The following is a 22,202-nucleotide window of genomic DNA, read 5'->3' as shown; positions in this document are numbered from 1 at the left end:
TCGACTGGATCAGACGCAAAGCATGTATAGCCGCCCCGAAAACATCTTGTAAAAAAAGCCCGTATGTGTGCGAGGTCAGAACATTTGTTAAGTCGTTTAACCGACCAAGGTTTGACTCCCGTCCCAGACTGATCAAAGCTGACACTCATTTGCTAGTGCCTCAGCCTCGGATTTCCATGCCCAAGTCCCGCCGTTATTTGTTTATCAGCCTCTGCGTACTGATTGCCATCGGCCTTGCGTGGGGCTTCCTGCGCAGTACGACCCCTGTGGTGCCTGAAGCGATCAGGCGTGGTTACAGCGAAGCACTGACGCAAGCCAGGGCTGGTCAACCGGGCGCCGCGCGCGTGCTTTATCAGCAACTGGGGCGTCCTGACATTTCCCCCAAACGCCGCGTATGGCTGCATGCCGAGCTGCCCAACTACCCCAGTTCCGTGGCCCTGAAACTGGCGGACGCTGACCTGCAGCATCCCTCGGCCGATGTGCGCATCGCCGCCATCAGAAGCATCAGTGGGCTGGTCCCCAACGGTCAGCGCAGCCTGCTGTTGGGCCCGTTGCTCGATGACAGCGAACCACGTGTCCGGTTTGCCGCGGTGAACGCGCTGCTGGGGTTGTCGCCGGACGACCTCGGTTTGTATTTCGGACCGTTGCAGCAAGCCATCGATGCGTGGGAACAGGCGCTCACCCAAGCGCCTGAAAGCGCCGACAACCAGTATCAGCTGGCCCGGTTGCACCTGCACAATGCTGAATTCAAAGCGGCGCAACAGGCGCTTGAAAACACCTTGCGCCTGGCCCCCGACAATCTGCCCGCACTGGTGATGCAGATCGAAGTGCTGGACCGGCAAGGACAAAGCGAAGCCGCCCGGCTGCTATTGGCCAGACAGTTGAAAGCCCAGCCCGATTCCGCCTACCTGCAACATGCCCTGGGGATGTGGTTGCTGCACCACGGTCAGAGTGAGTTCGCCCTGCTCGGCTTGTCCAAGGCGGTGGAACTCGAGCCGGACAACAAGGATTATCGCTACGACCTGGCGACGACGCTGCATGACGAGCAAGAGCTTGAAGCGGCGCAGAAACAATTGCAGGAAATCGTCCAGCGCCACCCCGCCGACCGCAAGGCCCGGGTCTTGTTGATCAACTACTGGAAAGAAAGCGGGCAGCTGCAAAACGTGCAGATCCTGTTGGCCCAACTTGAACAACTCAACCCCGACGACCCGACACTGCAACAAGGTCTTTAAAAGATCGCAGCCTGCGGATGAACGCATCCGCCGCAGGCTGCGATCTTTTGCTTTTGCACAATCCCCACCCCAAAAAGTGTTGAACGCTCTTCGCGGCCAATGGTCAAGTGATCAGGCAGTCCATTCAGGCACTTCAGGCCTGCTGCCTCGCTTCCCCTAGTCATGAGAGGGCATTTTTTGTCTACATCTAACGAGTTGTTCAGTGCAAAAGCCGCCACCGGCATCGAAGGTCTGGATGACATCCTGGCCGGTGGATTGTCCCGCGGTCACGTGTTTTTGCTGGAGGGCGAGCCCGGAACCGGCAAAACCACCGTCGCTTTGCATTTTCTGTTGGCCGGCGCCAGAGCCGGAGAGCGCTCGTTGTACATCACCCTGTCCGAAACCGAACGCGAACTGCGTCAAGGGGCGTTGTCCCATGGCTGGGAGCTGGATGAAAACATCCACATCTTCGAGCTGACGCCGCCGGAAAGCCTGCTCAATGCCGAGCATCAGCAGAGCCTTTTGTATTCCTCGGACCTTGAGCTGGGTGAAGCCACCAAGCAGATTTTCGAAGTGGTCGAGCGGGTCAAGCCGACTCGCGTCGTGCTCGACAGCCTTTCTGAAATCCGGCTACTGGCACAAAGCTCCCTGCGCTACCGTCGCCAGATCCTCGCGATCAAACACTATTTCGTGCGCTATGACGCCACGGTGGTGTTGCTGGACGACCTGACCACCGAGTCCCTCGACAAGACCGTGCACAGTGTCGCGCACGGCGTGATTCGCCTGGAAGAATTGACCCCCAACTATGGCGCCGAGCGCCGGCGCATCCGCGTGGTGAAGTATCGCGGCCAGAAATACCGCGGCGGCTTCCATGACTTCACCATCATGGGCGACGGCGTACATGTGTTCCCGCGTCTGGTGGCCGCCGAACACCGTGGAGGGTATATCCGCCAGCAGTTGACCAGCGGCATCAAGGAGATGGACGCCCTGCTCGGCGGCGGTATAGAAACCGGTTCGAGCACATTGATCCTTGGCCCCGCCGGCACCGGCAAATCACTGATCTCGATGATCTTCGCCGCCGCCGCCGTGGCCCGGGGCGAGAAAGCCGCACTGTTCATTTTCGATGAAGAGCTGGGCCTGCTGTTCGAGCGCATGAAAAACATGGGGATCGACCTCAAGGCCCTGCAAGACACCGGCAACCTGCATATAGAACAAGTCGATGCCGCCGAGCTGTCCCCTGGCGAGCTTTCCTACCGGGTTCGTCGGTGCGTCGATGAGCGCGATATCAAAACCGTGGTGATCGACAGCATCAATGGCTATCAAGCCGCAATGCCCGAAGAGAACGCTCTGGTGCTGCACATGCACGAGTTGTTGCTGTACCTCAATCGCCGGGGCGCCGCGACCTTCATGACCGTAGCCCAACATGGGCTGGTCGGTGACATGCAAGCGCCCGTGGACATTACCTACCTCGCCGATACGGTCATTTTGTTGCGCTATTTCGAAGCGCTGGGCAAGGTCCGCCGGGCGATCTCGATCATCAAGAAACGCACCGGCAGCCATGAATCGACCATTCGCGAATACCGCATCAGCTCCAAGGGCATGACCATCGGCGAACCGCTGGACGCGTTCCAGGGTGTATTGCGCGGCGTCCCGACTTATCTGGGTGCGAGCAATCCTTTGCTCGGGGATGAAATCCCGTGATGGTCCAGGAAGCGACGTCCGAACGCGCGATCATCCTCGCGCCACTGGGACGTGACAGCCAGATTGCCCTGATGATGCTCAATGAAGCGGGTTATGCCGGGGTCATCACCCGTGACCTGGTCGGCCTTTGCGCCGAACTGGAGCATGGCGCCGGATTGTTGCTGATCTCCTCCGAGGCGTTGCTGGGCAGTGATGTCGAACCGTTGTTCGCATTGATCGAGCAACAGCCCGCATGGTCGGACCTGCCCATCGTGCTGATGACCTACCATGGCGGCCCCGAACAGAACCCCGCCTCACGCTTCGGCCCGCAACTGGGCAACGTCACCTTCCTTGAACGCCCATTTCATCCGGTGACGCTGATCAGTCTGGTGACCACCGCGTTGCGCGGTCGCCGACGACAGTATGAAGCCAGGGATCGGCTGATCGATCTGAGTCAAAGTGAACTGCGCCTGCAAACCACCCTCGAAACCCTGGAACAGCAGGTCGAGGAGCGCACCGCACAGTTGCGCCACAACGAAGAAGCCCTGCGCCAATCGCAGAAAATGGAAGCGGTCGGTCAACTCACCGGCGGCATAGCCCACGACTTCAACAACATGTTGACCGGGATCATCGGCAGTCTGGAACTGCTGCGCCGACGCCTGGCACGCGGACGCACCGAGGATCTGGACAGCCTGATCGACCTGGGCGTGACCTCCGCCAACCGCGCGGCAGGCCTGACTCACCGCTTGCTGGCGTTCTCCCGTCGTCAGTCGCTGGACTCCAAACCCGTGGCGATGAACACCCTGGTGGTGTCCATGGGCGAGTTGCTGCAGCGCAGTATCAATGAAAGCATTCACCTGGACATGCAGCTCAGCGAGCCATTGTGGGTGGCAGAGGCCGACCCCAATCAACTGGAAAGCGCCCTGCTCAACCTGGTGATCAATGCACGGGATGCCATGCCCGACGGTGGAAATCTGGTGGTCAGCACCGGCAATCGGTATCTGGACAGCGATTTCACCGAAGCCCACAGCAACCTGGAACCCGGCGATTACGTGGTGCTCAGCGTGACAGACAGCGGCTGCGGAATGCCGCAAAGCACGATCAACCGCGCTTTCGATCCGTTTTTCACGACCAAGCCGATCGGCCAGGGCACCGGGCTTGGCTTGTCGATGATCTACGGTTTCAGCAAACAATCACGCGGCCACGTCGCCATTCACAGTGAAGTGGGCGAAGGCACTACGGTGAGTCTGTTTCTGCCGCGTTTCAGTGGTGACCTGCCCCAGGATTGTCCGTCAGACGTGCAGCACGCGCTGTTCGCGCAGAACGGCGAAACGGTGCTGATCGTCGAGGATGACCCGGCCGTGCGGGTGCTGGTCAGTACAGTGCTGAGTGACCTGGGTTATGCCTTCGTCGAGGCCGGCGATGCCGACAGCGCGGTGCCGATTCTGGATTCCGGACAGCGTATCGACCTGATGATCAGCGACGTCGGGCTACCCGGCATGAACGGTCGGCAACTGGCAGAAATCGGTCGGCAGTACCGGCCCGATCTCAAGGTATTGTTCATCACCGGCTATGCAGAACACGCGGCGGTGCGCGGCGGGTTCCTCGATCCTGGCATGCAGATGATCACCAAGCCGTTTACCTTCGACCTGTTGACGGCGAAGGTGCGGGAGATGATTTGCCATGATCTGATTTAGCGGGTCACCATCCAAACTGAATGCTAGACCACTGCCTTGAATTTCCGGTTTCGTGGCACTTCGGCAACGGTTTGTTGACTGTATCCGTCCCTGACACGCTGTCCTATCAGGGGATCCAGTTCGGCTATCGGATTGATCGTATGCAAAATGCTATCCGTGACTGGATATGACTGCGCAAGACTTTCATGGCCATTGCCCTCAATGCCAATGACTATCCACTCCATTGAATTCGAGTAAGTAATATCCATAAAAGTAGCGTGTGCAAAATCTCTTAATCCCGCATCTATTTCATCCCAGTCTGAAAGACTAAATTCGCTGCTCGGAGTGTAACTGGCATCTACGTTACCCAAACTGCGAATAGTGGCGCCCGTAAGCTGCTTAAGCGCTCCGTTGATAAACCCTTTTAAAACAGGGTGGAGTCCCGACAGGCTTGGAAGATAGGCGCCTTCAGCAATGCCAGATGCGAGATTCGCCCCCCCCTCAAACACCACCGACCAGCCCCCGGATGGAGTGGTGTACTGAATCGATGCCCCCACCCCGGAAGTCATGCGAGACATCCCCGACTCGATGGTACGACTGGCGATATTCGCCAGGTCCCCCAAAGGGGTTGGGCTGAGATAGCCCACTGTCGCGCCCACACCGGCACCTCCGACGAAACCCGCGAATCTTATGGGGATGGTCGCAAACCGACTCCTGAATCGATGAACTCTTATGTAGCTTTCCGCCAAACCACCGCCAGCGTAACCATGTGCTACCGCGCTAACCACTGCATTCGCACCGCGTACTGTCGAACCCGCTGTCGTCTCCAACAGCGTTGTGATTCCTAACCTAGCGAGTTCGCCCGTTGAAGTGGCTAATCCCCCGCGGGCCATATCCGCAATATGAGCTCCTGCCCATTTGACAGTGGATGTTCTCTGTCCAGCCGGGCCACCCTGCTCCATCAGCGATAAATCGTCACCCGCCAGTCCTTGCGCATCTACAAAGCGGACGGGGTTGTTCCCCACCATGCGATACAGATTCAATCCATCCGCTATCCCGCACGGATCCGCGTTCAACCAGCGCTGCCGCCAAGGCATGTAATACCGAAAACCGTAGTAATACAGCCCTGTCGCGTCTCGCTCATGCCCGGAATAACGGATCGTCTTGTAACGGGCCTCAACGTTTTCCCTTCCCGCCCACCAGGCTGTGGCGCCGTAGGGGTAGTACGTTTCCTGGCTGATGAGTGCAGCATCTTTGTCCAGTTCCAGCGAGCTGGAGCCTAGGTGATCGGATAGACAGTAGCGCAGCTGATTCGGGGGAATACCCCGAGCCAGGCGCTCTTCCCAATGCAGGATTTGAACGGTGCATCGGCCAGCCTGAACACTGATGACATGCAGGGTTTCATCGGGAGTTGTACGAATCTCTACGCCGGGCAGGTAGCGAGTTTCGTGGGTACGATTCAATGTTCCGGTGTAGGCTATGCGGACTTTTCGCACCCGCTGACCGTCTCCATCGTAGATATAGCTTTCCACATCGTCGGGTTCTTCTTCCCGAATCACCCGATCAACCTGACGCAAGCAGTTACATGTATCCCATTGCAGCGTCTGCCCTCGCTGAAGAGTCTTGAGATTGCCGTTGACGTCATAAGCGGCATCGATCTCATCGTCTCCTGGTCGTTCACTACCCTCACCCCACGGCAGGCTTCGGTTGCTCAAGGTTGCAACGGCCGTTCGCTCTGTCCGGTTGCCACTCTCTGCATGATGGTGCAGCACTTCCAGATTGCCGCCAGCGTCGTAATCAAACGTCTGAAGATAATTTTCCAGCTGTCTCGAGTCCGGCGGCGAGATGAACGCTGGCAAATGAGGACCTCCCGGCGCCTGGACCCGCTGCCGACCACTGGCTCCAATGAGCTGGCCAAGCGTGTCGTACTGGTAGGTATTGATGGCGGCGACGCGTTGATTACGGAAATAGCGGACCGGCTGTGCAGCGTCACTGATGCGCACCGGATTGCCCACCGGGTCGTAGTCATATGCCAGATTCTGGAACGGCGGCTCATTCGCAACTTGCGCACGCAGCGTTTTCAGCCATCCATTCTCAGGATGGAAAGTGGTGCGGGTAACAACACCGTTGCCGGCTGTTTGCTGCTCTATCTGCCCGAAGGCGTTGTAGCGGATGTCACCGACCAGAGTGATATCTTCATCGACACCGGCCAACGTCATACGTGTTTCGTACAGGTTTCCGGCCACTGTCTGGCGCTGGAATTGCTCATTGCCCAAGGCGTCTACATGGCGTACCAGTTCGCCGACGCTGTTGTAGTTCATTCGGGTGGTTGCTCTTTGAGGCTCAAGCAATTTGTCGCGCTCAGCTTCGTCTTCCGGCCAATCGGGCATCCCTAGGTGTTCAAGAAAACTTCTGGACTGTTCACGATGGGCGCCAAGGAGGCTGTATTCACAGAAGCGCCGTGTTCCAGCACTGTCGTCGTGGCGGATCAATTGGCCGCAGCGATTGTGTCGGGCGGATTCGAGAGAAGCGTCAGCATAGGCAAAACACGCCGTGCGCCGCTCTTCACCCGCCGACAATACGAAACCGCTCTCGGGGCGCATTAATGAATCGTAGGCAGTACGCAGATGGTTGAGTTTCTGGTCCCAGTCTTCCAGTCTTTGACCGGCAGCACCTGACAGGGTTAGCCGCCAGCCCGCATCCGTGTTGATGGAGAGCAATGTCCTTCCAGTCAGACTGGAGACAGTGGTTTGGTTGGCTGATTGGGATGCACCGCTTTCAAAGAGCGCAAATAGCCGCGGATCGCGGCTGAAGCTAACCCGGTTGAGGGTGTCGTGGATCTGGTGGGTAATGCGTGCCTGAGGGGCGTCTTTGTCAGACCGTCGATGATAGGCAATATCGCGTACAACAACGCGAAGAGGGTCAGTGACAGTGACTATCGGCGTTTGTCGGTGCATGACGGCTCGTCCCGGCGTTGGCATGCAGACACACGCCATAGTTTGCCGAAACATTTATTCGCCTCTGCAGGGCTATCGTCAACTGTCAGAAATTACAGGTACGCATACAACAGACGACTACGACAGCATCTCCTGCATCATCTCCTGCAACACATCCAGATCAAACGGCTTCGCCAGAATCGGCGCCTTGCGTGTGATCGGGCTGTCGGTCTCGCGGATTTCCTGCGGGTAGCCGCTGATGAAAATCACCTTGAGTTCCGGTCGCAGTTTCACGGCGGGTTCGGCGATCTGTACGCCAGAGATCCCGCCCGGCAGGCGAAAGTCGGTGATCATCATGTCCAGGTGCGGCTTGCTCGCCAGGATCTCGAAGGCCTGCTCGCCGTTTTCCGCCTGCAACACCCGGTAGCCCTCACCCGACAGATAGGCCGACAGCACCATCAGAATCGAGGGGTCATCTTCGACGATCAGTACGACGTCTTGTGCATCTTCACTCATGGGAAGCCTTTGTTCGGTCAATAGCTGCTGATACGACCCCGGGGTCGATCAGAGGTTGCGTTTATCCGGCTGTTTTCCTACAGCGGCAGACAAACGCGAAACAAGGCGCCTTCGCCAATCCGGCTCTCGACGGTGATGGAACCGCCATGGGCGGTCACAATCTGTTCTGAAATAAACAACCCCAGGCCCAGCCCGGCCACGGCATGCCTGGCCGTCACGCGCTCGAACTGCTGGAAAATACGCTTCTGGTTTTCCTGATCGATGCCGATCCCCTGATCGCGCACTTCCACCAGCGCCTGATCGCTCTCACTGTACACCTTCACGCTGATCGGGCTCTTGGCGCCGTAACGCAACGCATTGGTCAGCAGGTTGGAAATCACCTGTTCAATGCGAAATTCATCCCAGTTGCCCTGCACCGGTTGCTCGGCGTCCAGCGTGACCGAGGATTCGGCGGCATCGATCTGCGGGGCGAAATTTTGCAGCAAGTTGCGCACCAATGCCGACAGGTCGAAGCGTGTCGGGCGGATCGACAGCTTGCCGGTGCGAATGCGCGACACATCCAGCATGTCCTCGATCAGGCGGATCAGGCTTTTGATTTGCCGTTCGTCGCGGTCGACCATCGCGTGCATCTTGTCCAGGGTGAACGCCGCGGCGTTGTCCCGGGCCAGGTGCATCTTGCGCAACTGGGTTTCGAGGATCAGACCGTTGAGCGGCGTGCGCACTTCGTGGGCGACGATCGACATGAAATCATCGCGCATGCGGACGGCCTGCTGCAGTTCCTGCTGGGTACTCTGCAACTGTTCAAGCAGCGCTTGTTGTTCGCGGCGGCTCTGCTCCAGCGCTTCGACCTGTTGCTTCATGGCCTTGCTCTGGCGATACAGGTCGACGAACACGTTGACCTTGCTCTTGACCGCGTGGATATCCAGCGGCTTGTGCAGGAAGTCGACGGCGCCGCTTTCATAACCTTTGAACGCATAGTTCAGTTCACGGCCGGCGGCACTGACGAACACAATCGGAATGTTCTTGGTTTTTTCCGTGCCGCGCATCAATTCGGCGAGTTCGAAGCCGTTCATGCCAGGCATCTGCACGTCAAGAATAGCCATCGCGAATTCGTGCTGCAGCAGCAGCGACAAGGCTTCGTCGGCGGACAAGGCCTTGTAGACCATGCGGTCTTCACGCTTGATCAGCGCTTCGAGCGCCAAAAGGTTCTCCGGCAGATCGTCGACGATCAGCAGTTTGGCTTGGATGTTACTTAGCATGCTATTCGTTCCAGCTCGACAAGCAGACGGCCAATGCCGCGTAAGGGGAGAACATGGTCTGGCTGATGGGTATCCAGCGCCGCCAAGGGCATGGTCGCGACTTGGGCTTCATCCGGGTCCTGCACGATGGTCAGGCCGCCACGACGCTTGACCCTGGCCATGCCGCTTGCGCCATCGCGGTTGGCGCCGGTCAACAGGACGGCGGCCAGCGCCGGGCCGTAGGCATCGGCAGCTGACTCGAACAGGTAATCGATCGCAGGCCGCGAATAATGCACGCGGTCTTCCAGGCTCAGGGAAAAGGTGCGGTCCTGCTCCACCGACAAGTGATAGCCGGGCATGGCGAAATACAGCGTCCCGGCTTCGATCGACGTTTTGTCACGGGCTTCCTGAACACGCATGGCCACGCGTCGGGCAAACACGTCGGCCAGGTGACTGCGACGCTCGTCGGGCAGGTGCAGCACCACAATGATCGGCAGCACGAAGCCTTCACGCAGCGGGCTGAGGATACTCAGCAACGCCTCGACGCCGCCGGCTGATGCACCGATCACGATAGCCTCCACAGAAGACAACTGCGCTGCGTTGTTCATGATTTACGGTAGATCCGTTCTTGTTTGACCAAAGGCTCGAACTGGTTGCCGAAGGCCGAAAATTCCGGGGTTTCCTTGCTGCCCAGCACCAGAAAACCACGATGACAAAGGGATTCGTGGAACAACCCGAACGCCCTATCCTGAAGCTTTTTATTAAAGTAAATCAATACGTTACGACACGAAATTAACTGAGTTTCTGAAAAGACACTGTCGGTCGCCAGGCTGTGGTCAGCGAAGGTCACGTTCTCACACAGGCTCTTGTCGAAAATCGCGTAGCCGTACGCCGCCGTGTAGTAGTCGGCGAACGAACGCTGGCCACCTGCCTGCTGGTAGTTGTGAGTGTAGGCGCGGACATTCTCCATGGAGAAAATCCCCTGCTTGGCCTTGTCCAGCGAACGCGGATTGATGTCGGTGGCGTAGATAATGGTGCGATCGAGCAAGCCTTCTTCGCGCAGCAGGATCGCCATCGAATAGACCTCTTCACCGGTGCTGCAACCGGCGATCCAGATCTTGATCGAGGGATAAGTCTTGAGCAGCGGCACCACTTCCCTGCGAATGGCGAGGAAGTGCGAAGGATCGCGGAACATCTCGCTGACCGGGATCGTGAGCAATTGCAGCAGCTGCATGAATGCCATTGGATCGTGCAGCACTTTCTCTTGCAGCGCCGAAATGGTGGCGCACTCGAACTGGCTCAACGCGTGGTGGACGCGACGCTTGATCGACGCGCCAGAATAATCGCGAAAGTCATAGCTGTATTTGAGGTAGATCGCCTCGATCAACAACCGCAATTCGATTTCGCTGTTTCGCTCCACTGAACTAATGCGTTCCACTAAATGCGTTCCATCTTCGGTAGCCACACGCGAATCAGCGAGAACAGGCGATCCAGGTCGATAGGCTTGGCCAGGTAATCGTTGGAACCGGCCTGCAGGCAGCGCTCCTGATCGTCCTTCATGGCCTTGGCCGTCACCGCAATGATCGGCAGCTTGCGCCAGCGTGGGTCCTGACGAATCAAGGTCGTCGCCTCAAAACCGTCCATCTCCGGCATCATCACGTCCATCAACACCAGATCGATGTCCTCTACTTCATTCAATTTCTCAATCGCTTCCCGGCCATTCCGGCCAATGACCACGATTGCACCCTTATGCTCCAGCGCGCTGGTGAGGGCGAAGATGTTGCGAACATCGTCGTCCACCAGCAGCACTTTGCGACCCTCGAAGACCTTGTCACGACTGCGCGCGGTCTTGAGCATCGTCTGCCGTTCATGGGACAACCGGGATTCGACTTTGTGCAGAAAGAGTGTGACTTCATCCAGCAAACGCTCAGGCGAGCGCGCACCCTTGATGATGATCGAGCGCGAATACTTGCGCAGCTCGGCCTCTTCGTCGCGGGTCAGGTTGCGCCCGGTGTAGACGATCACCGGCGGGAACGAACAGATATCCTCGGTCGACATGCGCTTGAGCAGATCGTTGCCGAGCATGTCCGGCAGTTTCAGGTCGATGATCATGCAGTCGAAAATCGTCGTGCGCAGCAGGTCCAGCGCATCCTGCGCCAGGCCGACGGCGGTGATTTCGATGTCCTCGTCGCCGATCAACCGGGCAATGCTGTCGCGCTGCAAATCGTCGTCTTCCACCAGCAGCACGCGCTTGACCTTCTGGGTCAGCTTGGCTTCGAGGCGGGCGAACACGTCCTTGAGCTCCTCGCGGGTGGTCGGCTTGACCGCGTAACCGATCGCGCCCATGTGCATGGCGGCTTCGACGCGATCTTCGACCGAGATCACGTGCACCGGGATGTGTCGGGTATCGGCGTGTTCCTTGAGACGTTGCAGCACGGTCAAACCTGAGTGATCCGGCAGGCGCATGTCCAGCAGGATCGCGTCGGGAATGTATTCCCTGGCCAAGTCGTAGCCTTCGTCGGCGCCATGGGCCACCAGGCACTGGTAACCCAGTTCGTGCGCCAGGTCGTAGAGAATGCGCGCGAAGTTCGGCTCGTCCTCGACCACCAGAATGCAGCGCGTCGTGAACGGCGCATTCGTGCGGTCATCGTTGAAGCGCGGGATGTCGACTTCGGCAATCAGCGGCGCCAGCGCAGCGGGTGCGATTTTCGGCGTCATGACCACCGGTGAAGCCTTCATCGGCTCGATCGGCGTGTCGCCCGGTTCAACATACTGCTGCGGCAAGACCAGGGTAAACACACTGCCCTGCCCCGGTTCGCTGGTGACGCTGATGGAGCCGCCAAGCAAGGCCGCCAGGTCACGAGAAATCGACAGGCCCAGCCCCGTGCCGCCATAACGACGATTGGTGGTGCCATCGGCCTGGCGGAACGCTTCGAAGATACTTTCCTGCTGATCCGCGGCAATGCCAATCCCCGAGTCGCGGACGATAAACGCCACGCCTTCGTTTGGCTGACTGGCCACCGTCAGGCTGACCGAACCTTGCTCGGTGAACTTCACCGCGTTGGATAGCAAATTCTTGATCACCTGCTCCAGACGCTGACGGTCAGTGAAGATCATCGTCGGCGCGCCGGGTTGCAGATCAACCTGGAAATCCAGCTTCTTGTCCGTGGCCATCGGCTGGAACATTCCGCGCAAACCGTCGACCAGACGGGCGACGCTGGTGTTCTCCGGACGCACCTCAAGCTTGCCGGCCTCGACCTTGGAAATGTCGAGGATATCGTTGATCAGGTTCAGCAGATCGTTACCGGCCGAATAGATCGACTCGGCGAACTTGACCTGCTCGGCGGTGAGGTTTTCCTGAGGGTTTTCCGCCAGCAGCTTGGCCAGGATCAACGAACTGTTCAGCGGTGTGCGCAGTTCGTGGGACATGTTGGCAAGGAACTCGGATTTGTATTTGCTCGAGCGCTGCAACTCTTCGGCGCGTTCTTCAAGCTGAGTCTGGGCCTGATTTAGCTCGGTGTTTTTCAGGTCCATGGCATCGCGCTGCTCGGCGAGGATCTGCGCCTGGTCGGCGAGCTGTTCGTTGGTCTGTTCCAGCTCGACCTGCTGGGTTTCCAGATGCGCCTGGGATTCCTTGAGAATCCGTGATTGCTCTTCCAGCTCTTCGTTGGCCGTCTTGAGCTCTTCCTGCTGGACTTGCAGCTCTTCATTGAGCTGCTGGGTTTCGGCCAGCACCTCCTGCAGGCGCTGGCGATAGCGTGCTGCCTCGATCGAAGTGCCGATATTGCCGGCGATCAGCTCGAGGAGTTCGACGTCGCGGTCGTTCAACGGACGCAAAAAGCCCAGTTCAATGACACCGTTGACCCGATCGTCATCGCTGGTAGGCACGACCAGCACGCTGTGCGGCAGGCCTTCACCGAGACCGGAGGTGACTTTGAAGTAGTCGCTCGGAACGTGGTCAAGCCGGATCAGGCGCGCCTGTTGCGCCACCTGGCCAACAATCCCTTCATCGCTGTAAATCTGCTGATTGCGTTCTTCCTGCTCCCGGGAAAAGCCGTAGGACGCCACCCGCTTGAGGCCGCCGTGTTCTTCACGCACATAAATAGCCGCGACGGCCGTGCCCAGGTATTGCGCACAAAACTGCAGAATATTGCGACCCAGCATATTCAGGGACAATTGCCCCAGCACCTGCTCGGCCAGCTCGGTCTGACCGTTACGCAGCCATGCCTGCTGTTCCAGGCGCTGAGCACTGGCTTGTTGCGCGGCCAGTGTGGCGCTGTAACTTTGCGACAGGTTGAGTAAATCCCGTCGGCCGATATAAGCCAGCAACGCGCTGATACCGAGGATGAACACCAGGTATAGGCTAATGCTCCAGATCGTGGTGCGGCGCACTTCTTCGTTGCGCGCGGTGCGCAACTGCTGCTCCATGTCGATCACATCTTCGAATTGCTTGCGGATCTCGTCGGTCAGGCGTTTGCCGCGCCCGGCCTGAACGGCGCTGCGGTAATCACCGCCGGCGCGCTGCAGGTCGATCATGTTTTGCGCATACGTAGCCCACTCATTCTGCAAGGCCTGGAGCCTTTGCAGCCGATCCGTTTGTACCGAGTTGTCCGCAGTGAGTTCAAGCAAGGTCTTGACCGCCACCGCGACTCTCGGCCGGGCGGTTTCGTAGGGTTCGAGGAACTTCTCGTCGCCCGTGAGGAGGAAGCCACGCATGCCGGTTTCAAGATCAACGGTCAGCTTCACCGCTTCATTGGCGTTATTGATCACCCGGTCGGTGTGCTCGACCCATTGGATCACCGACAGCAAATAAGTGATCAGCGAAACAAAGAACACCGCACTGAGTACGCCGACGCCCAATGGCAGGCTGACGTTGCGGCTCAGGAGTTTACGGAATCGTTGCTCGTCAACCGAGGACGCGGTGGTCATGGGGAGGCCTTGTCGAACTGTTGAAAACCAAGGAGTTTGCCCCAAATCCGCCGGTTTGATCCATTTTTCTGACGTGTTTTCGCGCAAAATCCTACATTCAGCTGCTCCAGCACATGGGAGCGGTTATCCTTGCCGGCCCGTATGCGGCTATTCTTTTTATGGCGTGGCCGGGAACTTGTCGGGTTCCGTCACTTACTCATGCTAGAGCCCGGTGTTTTTGATCGACCGGCCACCGCGAATTCAACTGTTGAGAGCCCCCTTATGTCCGCCGATAAATCCATCATCCTGGTCGTCGAAGACGACGCCATCGTGCGCATGCTGATAGTCGATGTCCTCGATGAACTGGAATTCAAGGTGCTCGAGGCTGACGGGTGCGAACAGGCGCTGGAGTTTCTCAACGATGAAGATCAGCGCATCGACCTGATGATGACCGACGTCGGGTTGCCGGTGATGGATGGTCGCGAACTGGCCAAACAGGCACGCATGGTTCGCCCCGAGTTGCCGATCCTGTTCGCCAGCGGTTATGCCGAAAGCATAGAAGTACCTCAAGGGATGCATGTGATCGGCAAGCCGTTTTCCATTGACCAGTTGCGGGACAAGGTCAAAGGCATTCTCGGCAAATGAAGAGCTGAGCCATGCGTTGCGGTGTTCATTGCGAAGAACACGTATGGATAAAACCCGATGATTCACAAATAGTCTCATCATTTTTCAAATAGACAGATCGCCTATCTTTCGCGGCCCGATGCCTTGACTGCCTGTTACCGAGGGCAGTCCAGGTTTTTCTCATTCCGCGTATAGATAGAGTCCTCATGCACACGGCCAATGCTACCGCTACAGCTCGCTCCACTTCTGCGACCCCGTTTGAAACAGCACCTCCCCTGCCCCGCAACAGATTCTCCGAAGCGAAAACGCGGTCCAGCCCGACAGTAAAAGCATTCGAAGTACCGTTTGATCAAGTCAGGTCAGGGAGTACTCCCCCCATTGATCCGGACGCTCCGATCCCACCTCCGGTGTACTCAGGCACCAACAGCACCGCAGAGGGTTTGAAACAATGCTCAATATTTGACCAGTCTTCTCTTGAAAGGAAATGGTCATCGATCCAGAGTCAATTGCGAAACCAACCTGTCTCTGAGAAAGAATTTATACAAATACTCCGATCCGGCATTCTGCAAACTGACACGGGTAAATCGCTGGTGCCACTGCTCGTACCGGCCGTCATGGATTGGATCATCCCGGCGGCCGGGCTCTCTCGAGAAGACTTCGCAGAAACCATCTGCTGCCTGCCCCCTGAAAAATGGGCCGGTTCGCTCGGAGAAAACTTCAATTTCCCCCATGACACCAAAGGCAAAAGTGTTCATGGATTTATCCAGACGCAACTGGAATTAACCCGGTCGCAGCGAAATCAGAAAATCGCCGACGGCGAATTGCTCGACAATGACACTTGGAAGGCATTGCGAACGTTCACGAAAGAAGCGGTCTCGTCCCTTCATGAGGGGAAGTTGAAGGTCCTGAGCGAGGCATTCGAGGAATTCAATGAGGCTCGCCCCTCGACACAGCAAGTCAAAATGTTGATGGCTAAATTCGTTTCCGAGTTTGTCAAAGAAATAGAGGAACCCACCCCGGGCATGCGCCATGTTTGGTCGGAAAGCTTTCCGGGCGTAGTACACAAGCTGCACAAGCGGTTAATGGCGATTGAAATTATCGACAACCAGCCTCAGCGGAGTTGGCTTGAGAATACTGTCGAGCTCGGAAAACTCGGTGTAAACATCGCAAATTCCGGATTACTGGCCGCTCGTGACATGCTCTTTGGTGTTGAGTCTGAGCCAGGCTCCGAAGTAGCGCCACGGCAATCCCGGCTACTCTTGGACATGCAGGAAGTCGAAAAGAAGTCTCGTTTTCATCACGACGTAGGCACCACACCGCTGAGCCATGACGGAAGTCTCGCGCAAGCACTCGTGTATACATTAAATGCAGTTAATGGACTTGGGGGAGACACAGCCCTTCGAGCAGGTTTGTCTTATGCGCTCAATCGGGTCGCGGATCCGGTAATGCCGACCGCCCCCAGCGATATCATCCCGACAGACGTTCAGCCTGTATCCATCCCCCCCTTGCCTGCCACCTCAGAAAAAGCCGCAGCTGAGGTGAATGACTTTTTCGCATCCTCGAACCTCCAAACCGCCTCCCGCTCAGACGACCGCAACCCTGTCGAGACGGATTCTGCGTCATCGCCCACGCCTGATGTATCCCCGGCGTCACCCTCCGCAGCGCCAGAGATGGGCACGCTGGAGCAGTTGACTCAAACGGTTCGCGATCTCTTGGCGACAATCAAAGACCCCCTCGTGTTTCCGTCAGCCGCGGCCGCAGATTCGGTCATTACCTTATCCGAAGAACAGAGCGCGATGCTGTCCAGTTTGGGACAACAAGCCGTCTATGGACGAACCGTTGAGTCTGTCCCCTCCTTGTGGGAAAAACTCGGCCCATACCTCTACGAAGCACTCTCAAGAGTCTCTGAGTTCATTACCAGTAATGCGCCATTGGCTGGTGCTGCAGCAACTCAATTTGCCACTCATGCCCTCGGGGCTGGAGCGGCAGCCACTCAACTTGCCAGGGATAACCCGGGGACAAGCGTCACTGCCGCCTTTATGGCCGCCTCGGCTGTTTATAACCAGTACTGTCAGCTGTTCCCCGACCATTCTCCTGGCGAAATCACCCTCGATATTGAAAGTCCAGCCTTGCATCAGGAGTTGCTGGAGGATGAAGTAGAAAGGATTCTGGAAGCACCCGTCGCCAACGGGCAGCCCTCCCTGTCAGACGCCATCCTCGAGCTGATGTACGAATCCCCGGAGCAGAACCTGCTCAATGACGATCAACTGATCAATCAGGTTGCGCTGTTGTTGCAACAGCCAAGCTCGCAGGCGCCCGAGAAAACCTATTTCGAGTTGATTCATGACGCGCAGATAGCCACCCATGATCACGAGGCGCCTGTTCAGGCAGATTCCCCGTCGGGCTCTAAAAGAGTCAAGCGCGACACAGAAGCGGTGCTCGTGTCAGCCAACCTTCAAGGCGATGACGTTGAACCGACTCTTGACCTCGAAGAAAACGATTCGACTCAAGTCGCGCGTCTGACTGAATACCTTCAAAAGATGGAAGAACCAAAAAACCCGGATATCGATGCGTACGAAGCCGTCGATAACAGTCCGGCGGATTCGCCGATTGACGCTGCAACGCAAGTGATCGGTTTGCTGCGCAGAAAACGCAATGTGACCTGGATGGACTCTTCGCGGGCCGCGGGCGACAGGGAGCTGATTCCCCGCTACACCGAGGCGTTGCTGCGTTCTGTTGAGGAGCCGACTCACGCCCCACACGTTTCGGTGCCGAGTCATTCAAGCTTTGGTCGGTGTTGGTCGAATGTTGTCGGGGCTTTCCAGAACCCGTTTTTTTTAGAGTGGGTCACTCAGGTCGGTCTGGACGTTAGTACAGTCAGAGTAAACCCCATGGACGGTACCCTGACCGGTGTCGCAAAAGGCACGGCTTACGGGTGTTCGCTGACTGACCACTCCGGATGGGCTGATGTTGCCGGGCCAATACTCAGGGCGATCAAAGTCGTTAACCCAAAAAATGAACGGATGTTTAGTCCATTATCTTCACAAGCACCCTTGTCGCTTATCAGAGATTTTCATGGCGAAACTCAGCCTCCGACCGTCACTGACGCACGACTGCGCATCAGTGAACTGAATGCCGCCCAGGCGTTTTCGCCCGTAAACGCTGACGACCCCAGATCGGAAGTATCATCTAAACGCATGAAGCAACAATTGGGTGATCTGTACACCCATAGTTATCTGGTGGGGAGCTTGGCTGCCCTTATTAAAGACAAAACTGATTGGACAATCCTTGACCTCAACGATTGTTCCATGCCCGTGCATCCAGATTCATCATTCGCCAATGAATACCCGGCAGAAGCCCGACGCGCGATCAGCGTGCGCCGGTTCATCAGCGACATACCATGGAAACTGCCTACAACCGTGGCGGAGGTCCGCAACCTGATTGAAGTGGTGACCTTCAACCTCCCTGCCGGCCCAGAGAATGGTAACTTCCGCGGCGCGCTGAACAACCCTGTCCCTCCATCGCCTGCACAACGACAACTCATCAGCGAAACGGCCAGTCAGCTCAAGCCAGGCTTGGTCGGCAGCTTGTATGACCATCTATGGCTAGGCCTGCCAGTCAACGACCCTGCACACGTATTGAACCAGCTACTGAACAGCGAGAGCGCCGATAGGTGGGGCCGTGCGCTGGGGGCGAAACTTGGGGCAATTACGACACCCTCCAGCGAAAAAGAATGGGTGTTGACAGCGTTGTTACTTGAACTGGATGCCACGCCAGGCGAGCCGCGTAACCATGTGGGTGGATACAACCTGACTCAGGAAGCCAACTGGGGCACAAAGCCGTCGACAGTTGTCACCCGCCTTGCAAATCATCTTGCAGCCAGCGGCAAAGTCACCTCGAGAATGGCCCCCGTCGCCGCGCACCACTTGTTATTGGCCAACGCACCAGAATTTCTTGTCAGGAGCATGCCTGACAACCTGGTCTGCGGGTCCCACACCTGGGCAACGCTGCGGATGGCGGCAGCCAGAATTGAACAGATCAGCCCCGGCACTGTGCCCGAAATGACCTTTGCACAAGTCATGGCGTATGGCGCAACCGAGCCGATTAACGTAGGTGAGGAAATCGCAGCGCAAATGTTGTCTGTGGATCCGCTTATTGATTGGGCAATATCCCAAGGAGTTATCCAGCAAAGCCCGACTGATATCTATTCAAAAGAGCAACTTGAAATTGCTCGTGAAAAATTTCAGACAAATACAGACCAACTCGCCAAGGCTCAGGAATACCTGACAGCGTCCATGCCCTCAAGAACAGAGATCGCACGGGCAGAACTGATTCGGGTTTTCGGCAAGGACTATCCATTCGAAGAAAAAGTGCTTTTAAAAGCCGATCGGCCGGGATCCGAAACAGAAATTTATTATTCAATGCTGGACCTTTACATCAATGAAAAACTGACGTCCTTTGAGTATTACTCCACCAGTGACGATTTACCGTTCGCTCAATTCCGATCCAGGCTGAGCCTGCTGAAGCCGGTTGGGCCAATATTTGAAAAACAATTTACTGACTACTTTACCAATGCTCGCACTGGCTCAAAAACGGCAATTATGGAGTTATTTTCCAATTTGCCGTCGGAAGATCGGAAGATCCTACAATATGGTAAACAGCGTTACTTTACGTTGAGGAGCGCAGCGACGGTACCTTTAAACCAACAAACAGAAGAGATAATAAAACCCCTGGTAGCCCACAAGGGAATATTGGTTCAGGCCAAACTCGGACAAAAAATCTGTTACTACGAAATTTTCCCCTCCGCGGGGCAGATCCGTAAACGAACAGACCTTCCTAATAACTTGCCTCTGGATGGAAAGATACAGAACGTACACGCCACCAATAACCCCAGAATTGTAAAAGCGCAAGTTGCAACATCGCAAAATTTCGACTGGAGCGCTTATAAAGACGGCACCCCCCCACAGAGTGGGGTCAGCTCAGCCGTCATAATAGAGGAACTCATTCCCAAGGAAAAGCGCGTGTGGTTCAAACCGGGCAGCTTTGACGTGACTACCGTAGCGAACATGCATGCTTCTGACACTAACGTGCGCTTTATGGCTTCTACATTGGTTGAAGAACACTTCATGCCCGGGCGCGAAGAGCTGTATTCACTTGCCAGAGGCATCACCGACACAGAGCAAATTGCTGAAACGGACCGCGTGATCAACGAGTTCCTTTTAGGCTTGGTACCGTTCAAATCATGCATCGAGAATGCAATGCAAGGTAACGTTAGAGGCGCAGTGCTGGACTGCGAGCTAGACGTATTAGGCTTCGTTATTCCAGGCGTTGGCGCCACTGGAAAAATCGCTAAAGTTGTAAAGTCCGGCGCAAATTTCATTCCTAAAGCCCTGAAGACCACCTGGATTGCCAGCAGCACCCTGGTCTCCTCGGCGAATCCGTTCGATGGTCTAGGGAAACTCGCAAGAACCGCAATAAACTCGGTGTGTCAATTGGGTGTGGACGCTTATCGCGCAGCCAGAATAGGAATAGGTCAGAGCAGAAAACTCTTCGGCATTTCAAAGGCCATAAACTCGGCTGACCTGTCAAAACGCGCGGACATTACCAGCGGAACCTTCAAAGCCGCAGCATCCGGAAGTCAGGCCGCCCCCATCACGGCGCTATTTAAAGACGGCAAATGGTACGCGTTTGATACGACCCGCAGCCGGCCCTACGGTCCACCGCTGGAAAACTTCATGCCCGACAGCTCCATCCCGTTGCAACGTACAACATTCAGCGACGGGACAAACCCTCTCACACCTTCAAGACTTTTCGACACCGAATCGCACGTCATACAGCGTACAACGGGGGTTGATGTTGTGGTGGGCGATAAGGTTTATCGGTTTGACCCGAAACATCCCGAAGCCCTGAACGACATAGCATCACCGGCTTATTTCAAGGACCTTGAGGGATTCGAGGCGATTTGCAGTGGGGGTAGATCCAAGCGAGCAACAAGTAACTGTTTCTCAAAAATGATTTCCAGCGTCCGCTCCGTCGCGGGAAAAAGAGCACAAGCGCTTGAACATAAGCGTCTGTATCCGCGACCGGCAGAACAAGGCGTCGATCCCCGGGTAGTTCATGAGCGACGTATATACAAGTGTAATTACGATTACACGGACTGCAGACCAGAAGAATTGACAGTGCCTCTACAATTCAAAGCGACCACTACAGGCAGCATCATTAAAAATGACCACTTCGGATTTGCAGGCACATATATCGATAACGACGTTAACGCTGCGACCCGCGTCGTCAAAATTAACGATATTATTCATGGACTTTCTGATGCTCGTGAAGTAAGAGCGTTTTTTGTACGTGGCCAGAACACCTACTTAGTGGCAGAAGTAGACACTGGGCTATTTTACTTTTGCAAATATGACGGAAGGACAACCAACAACGTCGTATTTACACGTATCAGCCACTCAGATACGGGCCTTGGAAAGGCCCTTATTACGGACTATCACCAACTCAAGGACCCTTTTATTGAGGCCGCAGCCAAGCTCCTGCCTAATGGCCAACTCCTGCCTAAAAACGATTTCATCCTATTGCCAACTATAGATTCATTGTATCGCGACCTGGAGGCAACCAACAGACTAAGCCCTGCAGATCTGGCAGATTTCAAAAGAAAAATGTTACGATTAACAGATGAACAAAAGCGTGACCTTGTCGTGACGGCCTTGAAAAATAATATCGGAAACTTCAATGTCGAGATTGTCATTCCAGCGATAAAAATCGAAACGATGCTCAAGCCTCCTGCCTTTAACATGTTAGCGCAAGCCAGTAAAAACCGTTTATACGCGGATTTCGCAAAAGAGCAGGTGCTCAAACAAGTTGAGGCGACCGGGCTTGGACCGTTTAATCAGCGCAACTCCGGCGATCCCATTGATGTACAGCGGGTGGAGCTCACCCAGCCGGTCGTTTTATGGGAGTACTCCAGGTGGGGTAAACCCGATACTGTTGAGGTGTTACTCAAAACCGGTGCCGGAAACTGTGACCATATGGCCAAAGTGTCCATGGAGATCATTCAGAGGAATGGCGGGGCCGCCAGAGTTTGGCACATGAACGGCCATGCCTTCACAATGGTAGGCGGACCGTCGGGGCCTACTCCTGTAACGCGCCACTTTACCGAGCCTGAGTTCGACAACGCGTATATCACCGATTCATGGGCAGGAATCAGTTGTCGTGCACGTGATTACACAACGCAACTCAAAGCCCAAATGGCGACCTGGGCAAACGAAGGTAAGATGATCATCACTACCGACAACAGTGTGACGCCCCCCAACACAGGATGGGCGGACCCAACGGGTCCACTATGGACTGCTGCCATCAACGGGCTGAAAACCGCGTAATCGTAAAGACGGCTAATTAACATCCTGC

At 56.2% G+C, this 22,202-nt stretch carries 11 protein-coding genes; 5 read left to right on the top strand and 6 right to left on the bottom strand.

Features of this window, described 5'->3' with window-relative positions:
* The first annotated feature begins 176 nt into the window (after positions 1-176).
* The 3 genes from ACM1ZW_RS24400 to ACM1ZW_RS24390 all read left to right on the top strand — a co-directional run bounded on the left by ACM1ZW_RS24400 (position 177) and on the right by ACM1ZW_RS24390 (position 4,588).
* A complete protein-coding gene (locus tag ACM1ZW_RS24400) occupies positions 177-1,232 on the top strand; it encodes a tetratricopeptide repeat protein (protein ID WP_416739532.1) in 1,056 nt (351 codons plus the stop codon).
* A gap of 177 nt (positions 1,233-1,409) precedes the next feature.
* Positions 1,410-2,912, top strand: coding sequence for an ATPase domain-containing protein (locus ACM1ZW_RS24395; protein WP_031318901.1), 1,503 nt, complete (start codon positions 1,410-1,412; stop codon positions 2,910-2,912).
* Complete coding sequence (locus ACM1ZW_RS24390; RefSeq protein WP_416740836.1) at positions 2,912-4,588, top strand: response regulator; 1,677 nt, start codon at positions 2,912-2,914, stop codon at positions 4,586-4,588. The genes ACM1ZW_RS24395 and ACM1ZW_RS24390 overlap by 1 nt, the downstream gene beginning before the upstream one ends.
* Positions 4,589-4,611: 23 nt before the next feature.
* Here ACM1ZW_RS24390 and ACM1ZW_RS24385 read toward each other — a convergent pair whose 3' ends face one another.
* The 6 genes from ACM1ZW_RS24385 to ACM1ZW_RS24360 form a co-directional block, all read right to left on the bottom strand.
* The gene (locus tag ACM1ZW_RS24385; protein ID WP_416739531.1) at positions 4,612-7,524 is read right to left on the bottom strand and encodes an RHS repeat-associated core domain-containing protein; all 2,913 of its coding nucleotides are present in this window, start codon (positions 7,522-7,524) and stop codon (positions 4,612-4,614) included.
* Positions 7,525-7,641: 117 nt separating this feature from the next.
* Positions 7,642-8,019 carry a response regulator gene (locus ACM1ZW_RS24380; RefSeq protein WP_017338739.1) on the bottom strand — a complete coding sequence of 126 codons (378 nt, stop codon included), beginning with the start codon at positions 8,017-8,019 and terminating at the stop codon, positions 7,642-7,644.
* A 77-nt stretch (positions 8,020-8,096) separates the two neighbouring features.
* Positions 8,097-9,278 carry an ATP-binding protein gene (locus tag ACM1ZW_RS24375; protein ID WP_414879101.1) on the bottom strand — a complete coding sequence of 394 codons (1,182 nt, stop codon included), beginning with the start codon at positions 9,276-9,278 and terminating at the stop codon, positions 8,097-8,099.
* The gene (locus tag ACM1ZW_RS24370; RefSeq protein ID WP_017338737.1) at positions 9,272-9,865 is read right to left on the bottom strand and encodes a chemotaxis protein CheB; all 594 of its coding nucleotides are present in this window, start codon (positions 9,863-9,865) and stop codon (positions 9,272-9,274) included. The genes ACM1ZW_RS24375 and ACM1ZW_RS24370 overlap by 7 nt, the downstream gene beginning before the upstream one ends.
* Positions 9,862-10,695 carry a CheR family methyltransferase gene (locus tag ACM1ZW_RS24365; RefSeq protein WP_017338736.1) on the bottom strand — a complete coding sequence of 278 codons (834 nt, stop codon included), beginning with the start codon at positions 10,693-10,695 and terminating at the stop codon, positions 9,862-9,864. The genes ACM1ZW_RS24370 and ACM1ZW_RS24365 overlap by 4 nt, the downstream gene beginning before the upstream one ends.
* Positions 10,695-14,186 (bottom strand): response regulator, encoded by a 3,492-nt coding sequence (locus ACM1ZW_RS24360; protein WP_414879102.1) that lies wholly within the window; start codon positions 14,184-14,186, stop codon positions 10,695-10,697. Before ACM1ZW_RS24360 ends, ACM1ZW_RS24365 begins: the two co-directional genes overlap by 1 nt.
* A gap of 261 nt (positions 14,187-14,447) precedes the next feature.
* Between ACM1ZW_RS24360 and ACM1ZW_RS24355 the strand changes: the two genes are divergently transcribed.
* Together ACM1ZW_RS24355 and ACM1ZW_RS24350 are read left to right on the top strand one after the other, a co-directional pair.
* Positions 14,448-14,810: a response regulator gene (locus tag ACM1ZW_RS24355; protein ID WP_414883796.1), complete on the top strand. Its 363-nt coding sequence runs from the start codon at positions 14,448-14,450 to the stop codon at positions 14,808-14,810.
* Positions 14,811-14,995: 185 nt separating this feature from the next.
* Entirely contained in the window at positions 14,996-22,174 is a 7,179-nt protein-coding gene (locus ACM1ZW_RS24350; RefSeq protein WP_416739530.1) for a hypothetical protein, read from the top strand.
* The last annotated feature ends 28 nt before the right edge of the window (positions 22,175-22,202 follow it).

The sequence above is a fragment of the Pseudomonas sp. NFX71 genome (assembly GCF_048079215.1).
Lineage (GTDB): Bacteria > Pseudomonadota > Gammaproteobacteria > Pseudomonadales > Pseudomonadaceae > Aquipseudomonas > Aquipseudomonas fluorescens_B.
The sequence above is the reverse complement of the archived record's forward strand: the minus strand, read 5'-3'. Positions and strand labels throughout refer to the sequence as shown.

Coding starts and splice junctions, on each gene's coding strand:
- ACM1ZW_RS24400 (WP_416739532.1), top strand. CDS start 177: ATGCCCAAGTCCCGCCGTTATTTGTTTATCAGCCTCTGCGTACTGATT.
- ACM1ZW_RS24360 (WP_414879102.1), bottom strand. CDS start 14,186: ATGACCACCGCGTCCTCGGTTGACGAGCAACGATTCCGTAAACTCCTG.
- ACM1ZW_RS24355 (WP_414883796.1), top strand. CDS start 14,448: ATGTCCGCCGATAAATCCATCATCCTGGTCGTCGAAGACGACGCCATC.
- ACM1ZW_RS24350 (WP_416739530.1), top strand. CDS start 14,996: ATGCACACGGCCAATGCTACCGCTACAGCTCGCTCCACTTCTGCGACC.
- ACM1ZW_RS24380 (WP_017338739.1), bottom strand. CDS start 8,019: ATGAGTGAAGATGCACAAGACGTCGTACTGATCGTCGAAGATGACCCC.
- ACM1ZW_RS24370 (WP_017338737.1), bottom strand. CDS start 9,865: ATGAACAACGCAGCGCAGTTGTCTTCTGTGGAGGCTATCGTGATCGGT.
- ACM1ZW_RS24375 (WP_414879101.1), bottom strand. CDS start 9,278: ATGCTAAGTAACATCCAAGCCAAACTGCTGATCGTCGACGATCTGCCG.
- ACM1ZW_RS24390 (WP_416740836.1), top strand. CDS start 2,912: ATGGTCCAGGAAGCGACGTCCGAACGCGCGATCATCCTCGCGCCACTG.
- ACM1ZW_RS24385 (WP_416739531.1), bottom strand. CDS start 7,524: ATGCACCGACAAACGCCGATAGTCACTGTCACTGACCCTCTTCGCGTT.